This window comes from Algoriphagus ornithinivorans, from assembly GCF_900115305.1.
Taxonomy (GTDB): domain Bacteria; phylum Bacteroidota; class Bacteroidia; order Cytophagales; family Cyclobacteriaceae; genus Algoriphagus; species Algoriphagus ornithinivorans.
This window is the reverse complement of sequence record NZ_FOVW01000006.1, coordinates 48,725-58,859: the sequence shown is the minus strand read 5'-3', so window position 1 is coordinate 58,859 and position 10,135 is coordinate 48,725. Positions and strand designations below refer to the sequence as shown.

Sequence of the window (10,135 nt, the reverse complement as noted above, 5' to 3'; positions counted from 1 at the left end):
AGCAGCACCGCAAAGCCTACCCAAATCCCGGAGGGATTTTAGCTCGGTAGCAAATTGGTATAGAATTCATCACCATGCCGTAGGTATGGAAGGCCTATCAATTAAAAATTCTCATTCCAATCTAAATTTTAGACCCACTCTCAACAATCCACCCAAATTCTATTATCTTCAAGCTATGGACTTGGGAAATATCCTTTACATTTTGGCCGTTTTGGCTTATTTCATTTACACTGCTACTCGGAAAAAGAAGTCTGAGGAAGGTCTTGATCCTGCCGATACTCCAACCAATCAACCCGAGCAAGGAACTAGTTTCGAGGACCTACTCCGTGAAATCCGGGATCAACAGAAAAAACCAAGAACGCAGGAAGCTCCCAAACCCAAGAAAAAAGAACCTGCCCCTGTTCAAATGCCGGAGACAGTAGAGGAGTTGCCTTGGAAGACAAAATACAAGTCCTTGGAGGAGCAAGATGATGAAATTCAGTATTACGAAGGAGCATTCAATAAAACCAAATCGGATCTAAGCAAAACTTCGAAAGGGGTTCCAGAAATCCCGTCAGTAGTAGATAGAGATGAATCCAGAAAGTCTATTAGGTCCAACCCTTATGCAAGGCTTCTGAAAAATTCCTCTTCCATGAAAGATGCTATCGTTCTTAAAGAGATTCTTGATAGAAAGCACTTTTAATCTTTTCTCAAACATTTTTAATCCACAATTGCTTTTTATCTCGTTAGTAAAAATGTAACGACATAGAAAGGAAATGAAAAAAATTGAAACAAAATCTGGAAACCTGAGCTCCTCAAGAAGAGAGTTTTTAGAGAAATCAGGATCAATAGCTGTAATGTCCATTTTCGGACTTGGATTTTTCACTGCATGCTCGAGTTCTGAGGACATGGATCCTCAACAACCCCCACAAAACCCACCTACATCAGGAGGAGGATCAAATGGTATCACCATTTCTGGTAATACTGTTAGAATTGACTTGGATGTTCAGACTGGATTGAAAACAGCAGGCGGCTGGTTATTGGTAGTTGATGCTCAAACTTTAATCGTTAATGTTGGTGGATCTTACAGCGCAATGACTTCAGTTTGCACGCACTCAGGTTGTGATAGAAACTGGACATTTGGAAGTAATAAATTCACTTGTACCTGCCATGGGTCTGAGTTTGATACCAACGGAAATGTCTTAAAAGGACCTGCCAATCAGGCTTTGAGATCGTTTTCAACAAGTATCAACAACAATATATTAACCATTACTAAGTAATGAGAAATCTGATAATTGCATTTTTATTTTTTTTACCTTCTCTAGCTTTCAGTCAGAGTTTTAAAACTGAAAGTGGAGAGGCTATATTCCTTTCTAAAGCTCCATTAAATGAGTTTACCGGAGAATCTGAAAAGCTGAAAGGGCTGATTGATCTGGAGAAAAATTTGGTGGACTTTTATTTGGATTTAAATACTTTAAAAACCGGAATAGGCTTAAGAGATAGGCATATGAGGGAAAACTATCTGGAAACGGATAAATTTCCCTTTGCAGAGTTTACCGGAAAAATGAAATCTATTCCTGCTTTGAATGCTGGTACAACATATCCAGTGGTTGTGGTTGGTAAGTTTAAAATCCATGGAATAGAAAGAAATGTGGAAATTACCGGAAATCTCCAAAAGACCTCTAGTGGGAATATAGAGTTGAAGGCCAAATTCGATATCCTTCTGGGAGATTATGAGATTCCACTTCCCAAATTAGTTTTTTATGAACTGGCTGAAAAGCAAGAAGTCAGTATCAATGCCACTCTCAAACCCGTAAAATGATGAAAAAACTAGCTGTATTTGCCTTTTTGATGATTTCCTTTTCTTCTTTCGCTCAACTGGAAAGAAAACTGGAAAATGAAAATCAACCGGTTGATCTAATTTTTCATGCACCTCGCCACATCAATATATTGACTGTGGAGCCATTGGATAAAAAGTCCATGCACTTTGCGATTATGCACACCTTTGGCACATTGAACGGGGGAATTGAGAACCTTTTTGGTTTGGATAATGGAGCAAATATTCAATTTAGCTTTGAGTTTGCCTTGAACGATAAATTATCAGCAGGTATTTCCCGTAGCAGTAGAGACAAGGTCTATAATTTGTATGGACGTTATTTGCTCCTTGAGCAAACTCAAAATGACAAAATGCCTTTCAGTTTAAGTTTGGCTGGTGGAGCAGGTGTCAATACTTCCCGTTATGATTTCCTTCCTGAGCCTGCGCCGAATTTCTCTGAGCGTAGCAGTTATTTTGGACAGGTAATGTTGGCTAGAAAGTTTTCAGAGAAAATCTCTTTGCAGCTAACTCCAATGATGGCATATTTTGTTGATCCAAGATCAGTTTACCAGATTGAAGGTGATCAAAATTTTTATCTTGCCCTTGGCTTGAGCGGAAAATTCAAGGTGACAGACAGATCTTCTTTGACTCTGCAGTACATCCCAAATCTTAATTCAGATTTAAGAAGTAATGTTGGTATAGGCTGGGATGTGGAAGCAGGCGGACACGTGTTTCAAATGTATTTCGTGACCTCTCAGGCTTTAAACGAGCAATATTTATTGGCTGGTGGCAATGGCGTACCAGGAGAGGAGTTTCGATTAGGATTTAATGTGAATCGAATTTTTGCGATCGGCCAAAAGAAAAGAAAGTATTAATCCTTTCTTGTATAAGTTCTAGTTTCAATAAGTCCCTCTGTTTTGCTTGATTCCAAGGAATAGTTGATGGGTATGGCATTTTCAAAATTACTCACATCCACCTCCTCTTTTGGATAGGCATGTTGGTAATATTGATAGAGAAAAAGTCTGATTTTTTCGGGCTTTAAAGCGATGATAGAGTCAGCTTTTTCAATCGGAATCAACTTTTCCATTTCTTCAGAATCTCCTTCTAAAAGTATTTTTTTACTGAAATCCAGAAAGTTATTTATCAGAATAGGTGATTCTGCTGTTTCCTCTACTTCTGAATATAGTTGATTTAGAAGACTCTGATATTGCTTAATTTGATGCTGATAGTAAAAGGAATATATGGCAGGGAACAGCAATAAAATAGCTATTCCAATCAGGCGGAAATTTTTATATTGAATCCACAGACAAATACCCAAAGCCAATTGGAAAAATGCCATTTTCCAATCTGTAGTTATTGCGGAATAGGTCAATCCCAATAGGAGTAAATTAGCCAGCAACTGCTTCCATTTGAAGGAGTTGATCCAAGTATCCCAACCTTTTGCGATAAAAAAGGAAAGAAAGGGTATCAGAATAATCAGATGTCTAGGATTGAGGTAAATAGGGTTATAAAACTCTAGCGTAGAGCTCATAAACCAAAATCCAAGGATCAGGCAAATGAAAGCAAGGGTGAACTCAGGATGAGATCTTTCTTTCCATAATTTCCAAAATCCAGGAATAGCAAAAACTATCCAAGGCCAATAAGCCCGTTCAATGAATGTTAGAAAAGGCGAATAAGTAATTCTTTTGATAATACTTGAAATACCCTTGTCTGCATAGGTGAATTCGGATACATAATGTCCTGCATTGATAGAGGTAACTCTGTAGAAAGGATCTCCAAATTTAGCCCAGAAATACCCCAGATAGAGCAGGCCAGCTGTAATCCCGCATGCTACCAAGGTAATGTAAAATGACTTTGGAAAAGGCTTTGAATTAAAATCAAAAAAGAATAAAAGGATAGGAAAAGGAGCTAGAAAAACGATGGTTTCTTTCGTGATGAAGCCCATGAACAAAGCGAACACCATGGAAATACCAGAGATAAAGGGTTTTTCGAAGCGCAAGCTTGCAGCTGCTACAAATAAAGTGCACCAAAGAACCAAAAGGCTGTCCGGGTAGATTTTGGTTAGAAAATGCAAGAAATAGACATGGGTTAAAAACCAGAGTGTGAGGATGAGTCTTTCATTTTTTGAGGTAAAAAATTGCAGGAGCAAGTAATAGGTAGCCCAGTAGCTTAAGAAAGATACCAAAGAGATCCAATGTATATCCCAGTCAAATAAAAGGCTGAAAAACCCGGCAGGTACATAAGCTCCCCAGCGACTGGAAAAGTGATAGGAGCCCACTTCCATGGTTCCATTCCAAAACTCTTTTCCTGCAAGGATATAATAGACATCATCACTGAAAGTGATTCCATCGTAGCCAAATAGCCAGAATAGAAAAAGCATAAGACTTCCAATAGAACTGATTTGCCATTTGGAAGGATATACATTGGCTAAAAAAGATTTCATGATAGAATCAAAATTAGGAAAAATATGTACTTGAAAGGTAGGCTATTATTTTTTGATTTTGGATTAGAAGAAAAAATTAGTGGAAATACAATTGAAATAAATAGAAATACGCCTACGGCGAAATATTACTTAACTCTCGGTATTCTGAAAAAGATATTCTGCTAGATATTGCTGCAGTAGGATTGGATAGAAATACAGTAGAAATAAATAGAAATATGCCTGCGGCGAAATAATATTCAACAGATATGCTTCGCAAGAAAGACCCTCCTCCGTCTAGCTAGAAATGCCTGCGGCGAGATATTTATCCCGTAGGGATTTAAGCTCGGTAGAATAAAGATTTAATGAACCCTCTCCATGCCGTAGGTATGGAAGAAATAGAAATAAATGGAAATATGCCTTCGGCGAGAAAAGGAGTAATTGTGTAATTGGTTAAGTGAGTAATCGAAGCCCAAAGCTTTTGGTTATTATTGATCGGTTTTATTAGTTCAAATGTTCATGGTTCAATGTTCACTCTGCTCAGATGTGTCCTCTAAATCAGAAGCCTGAAGGGCTTAAACTCATGAATAGCCGTGGGTTTCAACCCACGGATTAAATTTGGACAATATGTTTCCAGCGCTGGCGCACAATTTCAATTGTGACATAAAAACCTAATGCCAGCAAGATGGAAACGATTTTTTGTAAGGAGATTTATGAAATACAATTGAATAAATAATAACACGCCTGCAGCGGAATAACATTTAACAGAAATGCCTGCGGCGAGATATTTATCCCGTAGGGATTTAAGCTCGGTAGCAAAAGTTATAATATACATTCCTCCATGCCTGAGGTATGGAACTTTCTCTCTACCCACATTAAATACCCCTAATTCATTCTTTGACAAATTGTGTCATAAATCCAAAATTATCCAAGGAATACTCTAATTTTGATAACCTAATTTTGGAATCAATGGCTCAAGCAGGAAAAGTAGAACAGCAAAAAATTCTTCGTGTATTTAAGTTAATCAACCTCTTGCAGGGGAATATTGGAAAACCTGTGCACAGATTGGCTGAACTTCTGGAAACGGACGAGAGAACCATTTACCGCTATTTCAAATTATTGGAGGCTTTGGGTTTTGAGGTCATTAAAGAGTTTAGCAAATACAAACTCAAAGAACCAGCAGGGCAGGATGCAACTCTACATTACGGAAGTTTTTCCCCTGAAGAGAGCCAATGGCTTAAAAGCCTTATAGAGTCGCAGGGGAAGAAAAACCTCTTGAAAGACTCTGTGCTTCAAAAGCTTCAGTTAAAGTCCGAGTTGAAACAGGGAACGGCAGAACTGTTCAAAGCCAATTTAGGTCGTTTGGTAGATGAAATTGGAAAGGCAATTCAAGACAGAAAGCAGATTTGGCTGAGAGAATACTATTCCTTGAGTTCCGATACCACGAGCGATAGATTAGTCGAGCCAGTGGCTTTTTCCAGTAATTATGAATCTATCCATGCGCTGGAAGTGGAAAGCAAAGCCATGAAAATTTTTAAAATTGAGCGAATAGGAGAAGTGCTCATCACAAACGATTCATGGAAGTTGAGTGCTAAACATGAATTGCCTGAGGAATCCTTATTTGGATTTACCGGTAAAAAGCAATTCAAAGTCAGACTAAAAATGAGTAAGAAGGCTTATCAACTCATGATGGAGGAGCACCCTAATGCAAGGCCTTTTATGAGTATCAGGAATAGAAATCAATACTATTTTGAGGGAGAAGTTCCTCAACTCCCAGGTATTGCAAGATTTATTCTTGGGCTGCCAGGTGAGATCAAAGTCGAAGTAGGAGAGGAGCTGAAAGTTTATCTTCAGGAACAACTAGCTAAGGCTAATTTTTAATTAAAATTCAGGTTCTGATTTGAAGTTAAAGAATTTGTGGACGGAGTCTAATCTGAAATCTAGATTGATTTAACAATCATTTATTTTTTAAGATTATAAAAATTGATTGAATTAAGCATTCCGTAGACTATAAATGCTTGTTTATAAATTCGGTAAACTGTAAATTCCTGAATATCAATTTACATAAACCCAATTTTTATCATGAAAAAGTTTACTCGAATTCTGTCAGTACTATTTTTTCTAGTGCTGATTATTCAATCTTGTACACAAGATGAAGAGCCATTGGTCTCCAATTTGGAGCAAGAAAAAGAGCAGGAAAATCTTATCCCTCAATCGCAAATTGACCAGTTGATTTTGAAATCACTTCAAGAAACAGGTGATTTTATTTGGGCTGAACAAAGTGATCTTTTGATTTGGTCAGCTTTGATGCATTCAGACTCTACTTTAACTATTGGTTATAAACCGGCTTCTGAAACTCAAGCAAATTCAAGAATTGGTTTGGAAAAGGTTTCTGACCCAAACTGGGAAGCTGCTGCTCAAAAAATCATTAAACAGGTAGATGAAACTCTTACAGTAAATCGAAGCCCAAAATTTAGAATTAATAATCTACAGGCTGTGATTCATTCAGACTTGCCATATTTGGAGGTGAAGCTGATTGATTTGGAAGTGATTTCTAATTTGAGAAAAATGGGGGAGGTACGTTATCTAGAGCCTAAATCTTATGAGTTCAATTATACTTTGCTCAACTCAAATAATCCTGAAAACAGATATATGAGTGATTCTGGTTGTGGAAATGATCCTCAAAATCTTTCCTCCAATGATTTTACAGTAATTACTCCTTCAGCTAAATCCTCCTGGAATTATGAAGCAATGGGGATTTCTGCGGCTTGGGCCCAAAGTACAGGAGAAGGCATTACAGTGGGTGTGATTGATACAGGAATTTCTCCAGATCAACCGATGTTTAATTCGTTATTTAATTCGGGACAATCCTCTGGTAGATATATTCAAAGATTTGGAACACATCAGACTGGTTACTGGTGGTGGAAACGATACGATGGACCTGACGATCAATGTGGTCATGGAACTGCTATGGCTGGAGTCATTGCTTCCCCAAGAAATACCGTCGGTAATGCTGTTGGAGTAGCTTATAATGCAAATTTAGTAACGGTAAGAGGCACTAGTGATGTGATCATTAATAGTGGGAATGAAAAGGATGGCGTAGCTGAGGCATTGGTGTTATTAGGCAATAGATCCGATGTGAAAATTATTTCAATGTCTATAGGAGACGTCTTCTATAATTCCAAAGTAGCTGATGCCGTTAGATATGCCTTCAATCGAGGCAAATTGATTTTTGCAGCCGCGGGGACTTCTACCTCATTTACCAATTGGTATGGAGTAATTTTTCCTGCTACTATGTCTGAAACTATAGCAGTAACTGGAGTTAAAGAAGGAACAGGCTATCAGCGATGTGATACCTGTCATTCAGGAGCTCAAGTGGAGTTTACCGTGGTAATGGAAAGGTCAGGTACTAATACCAAACCACTTACTACAGCTAATTACAGTAATAATCCTGCAACTGTTGGAGGTTCATCTGTGGCAACTGCAACAACCTCTGGAATAGCGGCTTTAATTTGGTCTCAAAATCCAAACTGGAACCGAAATCAGGTTTTGCAAAGAATGAGGGAAAGCTCTGATTTATTTCCAAATCGCAATTCTCAATACGGTTTTGGAAATATCAATGCAGCCGCAGCCTTGGGAGTTTATTAAGTCAATTTTATAGGGTGATTTTACTTGAATAGGAAAAATTAGAATTCAATTAAAAAAGCTCTCTTATAGCAAAACCCGAACAATATTCACTGTTCGGGTTTTCTTTTTGAGACTACAGGTAAACAAACATCGCTTCATAAGAAATAACTTAAAAAGCCTTCAGTCCATTTTGTCTTTACAGGCTTGCTGAGATTCGATCGATTTTTTCTGCTAAGTTTAAAATGGCAGCAGCATATCTTTCATCCCATTCTTCTAATTTTTCTGTTCGCTCAATTGCTACTTCATATTGAATTCCCGGAAGAATCCAAGAAGCATAGCCTGAGAAAGGATCATTGCAAACATATAGAGACTTATACCAATCCCCATAATACATACCCTGTGGATCTATCCAGCTTTTTTCCAAGCCAATTAATTGCTGATTGATGCTTTTAATTTTTGATGCAGACAAATTCCCTTTATTCAGCGCAGCGTTTAATTTGGCCTGATATGCGGTAGAGCTACTTTCCAACTTATTCAGTGCAGCATTGACTAGATCAAATTCCTTGAAATCTGGAGCTATTCCCTGAACGTTTTTCACAGCCTGCGCAAAATGTCCTTTTAAATCCTGGGCATAACGAGGGACATCGTAAGGAATTACTTCACCATTAGCCATCCTCAATGCTACTAAGCCAAATAGTTGAGCAACAGCTCCACCCATTTTGAAGGAAGGATCTACAAACTTGCTGTAGTAGTGAAAATTGTCATAGTTGGAATGATAGGCACTTATACCTCCTGCACCGCCACTTAAGCTAGGTACACCCACATGCATGTAAAATGCGATATGGTCGGAACCTCCTCCTAAATTTCCAATTCCAGGTTCCTTTTTATCACCAGCCCAAACTTGAAATACCGTTTTTGCAGAATCCGGATACATCACTTCTTTAGATGCATCGATAATTAGTTTTTTGAGGGTTGGGGCAGCTGAAGCTCCAAAGTTTCTTCCTGAAACTCCTCCATCGAAATTCATATAAGTTACCGCCTTTGCTCCTAATTCATCTCTAAAGTGTTCTACCCATTCTGTAGATCCAATTACACCTTGTTCCTCTGCATCCCAATGGCCGATCATGATTGAGCGGGCAGGTCTTTCGCCGTTTTTCACCAACTCTCCCAGAGCTTCCGCTAATGTAAGCAGCATGGCTGTTCCTGAATTAGGATCTGTGGCACCGAAGCTCCAAGCATCAAAATGGGAGCCTAGAATAATCCATTCGTCTGGATATCTGGCTCCTTCAAAAGTTCCAATCACATTATTTGCCCGAATAAAATTGGTGGGCTGATCTACCATCACACGGACCTTTAAGTCAGAACCACCCTCAATTTTATAGTCAAAAGGCAAACCACCTTGCCATTCTTTAGGAACTGCCTGACCAGTCATTCTAGAAAGAATTTCCTTTGCTGCACCATATCCAATAGGAGTGACAGGAATTTTATGCAATGCGACATCTTTAGGGTCCAGGCGATCTACTTTTACTGGTCCATCCAAAGGCAATGCGGGTTCATAAGGAGTCAAAGGATCTCCTGTCCAATCCAATGTTAGCATAGAGCCTCTTTGAATAGTGGTTTCATTGTAATACGGCCCATCAGGATACACATCGCCTTTGGTAAATCCATTGTCCTTAGGGTCAGTATAAACCACCAAACCAATAGCTCCAGCTTGCTCTGCAAACTTGGCTTTGTATCCTCTAAAATTCCCTCCATACCTAGCTATGGCGACTTTTCCAGTCAGTTCAATCCCCATTTCTTTCAATTTCTGAAAATCTTCACGGGTGCCATAATTGACATAAACCACCTCCGCAGTCACATCACCGCTTCCAGAAAAGGCATTGAAGCCTAAATGTAGTCTTGGGTCTGAAGAAAAAGGGTCTTCTTCGAGAACAGCTTCCTGCTGCGAAAGCTTCATCAGAACAGGAGATACTATCTCTAAATGAGATTCCCCCGGGTCATTAGGAAGATATACATCATAGGGGTAAAGCTTCACACTCATGCCCGCATCCTCCATAATTTTAGCCATGTATTGCTGCACGAGTTCGTTTTCAGGAGTACCTGCGATATGTGGGTTTTTGGTTAATTCCTGAAGATGAACTTTGAAACGATCATAGTTGACCGATTTCAGATATGCAGCTTCAACAGATTTTTGCTTGGCTTGACTTTTTGAAAAGAAGCCATCTTGAGCCTGAAGCGAGATGCTGACGCTCAAAGCTCCAAAGAGGAGTAAGGTTGTTTTATTTAAGTTCATA

The 10,135-nt window shown here is 38.8% G+C and carries 8 protein-coding genes; 6 read left to right on the top strand and 2 right to left on the bottom strand.

The genetic code is table 11. The features are described 5' to 3' along the window. Positions 1–85 precede the first annotated feature (85 nt). The 4 genes from BM073_RS10265 (at position 86) to BM073_RS10250 (ending at position 2,670) form a co-directional block, all read left to right on the top strand. On the top strand, positions 86–682 hold the full coding sequence (locus BM073_RS10265) for a hypothetical protein (protein ID WP_091653858.1): 597 nt from the start codon (positions 86–88) through the stop codon (positions 680–682). Between the two features lie 73 nt (positions 683–755). After that, positions 756–1,259: a QcrA and Rieske domain-containing protein gene (locus tag BM073_RS10260; protein WP_091653856.1), complete on the top strand. Its 504-nt coding sequence runs from the start codon at positions 756–758 to the stop codon at positions 1,257–1,259. Continuing rightward, positions 1,259–1,801, top strand: coding sequence for a YceI family protein (locus BM073_RS10255; protein WP_091653854.1), 543 nt, complete (start codon positions 1,259–1,261; stop codon positions 1,799–1,801). The genes BM073_RS10260 and BM073_RS10255 overlap by 1 nt, the downstream gene beginning before the upstream one ends. Next, positions 1,798–2,670: a DUF5777 family beta-barrel protein gene (locus BM073_RS10250; RefSeq protein WP_091653852.1), complete on the top strand. Its 873-nt coding sequence runs from the start codon at positions 1,798–1,800 to the stop codon at positions 2,668–2,670. Before BM073_RS10255 ends, BM073_RS10250 begins: the two co-directional genes overlap by 4 nt. Here BM073_RS10250 and BM073_RS10245 read toward each other — a convergent pair. Continuing rightward, the gene (locus tag BM073_RS10245) at positions 2,667–4,238 is read right to left on the bottom strand and encodes a glycosyltransferase family protein (RefSeq protein WP_091653850.1); all 1,572 of its coding nucleotides are present in this window, start codon (positions 4,236–4,238) and stop codon (positions 2,667–2,669) included. The two genes, BM073_RS10250 and BM073_RS10245, sit on opposite strands and share 4 nt — an antisense overlap. A gap of 945 nt (positions 4,239–5,183) precedes the next feature. Here BM073_RS10245 and BM073_RS10235 point away from each other — a divergent pair. Further along, on the top strand, positions 5,184–6,095 hold the full coding sequence (locus tag BM073_RS10235; RefSeq protein ID WP_091653846.1) for a helix-turn-helix transcriptional regulator: 912 nt from the start codon (positions 5,184–5,186) through the stop codon (positions 6,093–6,095). Between the two features lie 201 nt (positions 6,096–6,296). Then, a complete protein-coding gene (locus BM073_RS10230) occupies positions 6,297–7,862 on the top strand; it encodes a S8 family peptidase (RefSeq protein ID WP_091653845.1) in 1,566 nt (521 codons plus the stop codon). Positions 7,863–8,037: 175 nt separating this feature from the next. Here the strand turns inward: BM073_RS10230 and BM073_RS10225 are convergent, their stop codons facing one another. Beyond that, the gene (locus tag BM073_RS10225) at positions 8,038–10,134 is read right to left on the bottom strand and encodes a M28 family metallopeptidase (RefSeq protein WP_091653843.1); all 2,097 of its coding nucleotides are present in this window, start codon (positions 10,132–10,134) and stop codon (positions 8,038–8,040) included. Between the last annotated feature and the right edge of the window lies 1 nt (position 10,135).

Bases quoted from the DNA above. Each gene is read 5' to 3' on its own strand.
- BM073_RS10265 (WP_091653858.1), top strand. From the start codon at position 86: ATGGAAGGCCTATCAATTAAAAATTCTCATTCCAATCTAAATTTTAGA.
- BM073_RS10260 (WP_091653856.1), top strand. From the start codon at position 756: ATGAAAAAAATTGAAACAAAATCTGGAAACCTGAGCTCCTCAAGAAGA.
- BM073_RS10255 (WP_091653854.1), top strand. From the start codon at position 1,259: ATGAGAAATCTGATAATTGCATTTTTATTTTTTTTACCTTCTCTAGCT.
- BM073_RS10250 (WP_091653852.1), top strand. From the start codon at position 1,798: ATGATGAAAAAACTAGCTGTATTTGCCTTTTTGATGATTTCCTTTTCT.
- BM073_RS10245 (WP_091653850.1), bottom strand. From the start codon at position 4,238: ATGAAATCTTTTTTAGCCAATGTATATCCTTCCAAATGGCAAATCAGT.
- BM073_RS10235 (WP_091653846.1), top strand. From the start codon at position 5,184: ATGGCTCAAGCAGGAAAAGTAGAACAGCAAAAAATTCTTCGTGTATTT.
- BM073_RS10230 (WP_091653845.1), top strand. From the start codon at position 6,297: ATGAAAAAGTTTACTCGAATTCTGTCAGTACTATTTTTTCTAGTGCTG.
- BM073_RS10225 (WP_091653843.1), bottom strand. From the start codon at position 10,134: ATGAACTTAAATAAAACAACCTTACTCCTCTTTGGAGCTTTGAGCGTC.